Here is a 307-nt window from a genome sequence, read left to right as displayed (position 1 = left end):
GGTGACGTTCGTGGTAGCAACCGTGATGTTCGGCAAAATACCGTTCACCGTTCCATCACTACCCGCGTTAGTTCCCAAATGCTCACCCGTGTTGATCCAACCACTCGGCAGAGCCGGAGTCGTCGAACCCGTCGAAGTCTGATGCAGTACCACGCTATAAGTTGCGGGAGTTACCGTACCGAAATCGTAAGCTCCGTTTGAACCCACCGCTACCGTCTTCACCGCCTGGCCATTAGCATCTACCAGTGTCACATACAGACCTGTCGGGATCGCGAGTTGCGAAGTCGAGTTAACGGTAGTATCCGTC

Annotated in this window: 1 pseudogene; it reads right to left on the bottom strand. The window is 54.4% G+C overall.

Features of this window, described 5'->3' with window-relative positions:
- Positions 1–307, bottom strand: a pseudogene (locus BWI93_RS28030) (hypothetical protein); the annotation flags it as partial.

This window comes from Siphonobacter sp. BAB-5385 (assembly GCF_002261125.1).
Lineage (GTDB): Bacteria > Bacteroidota > Bacteroidia > Cytophagales > Spirosomataceae > Siphonobacter.
The sequence above is the reverse complement of the archived record's forward strand: the minus strand, read 5'-3'. Positions and strand labels throughout refer to the sequence as shown.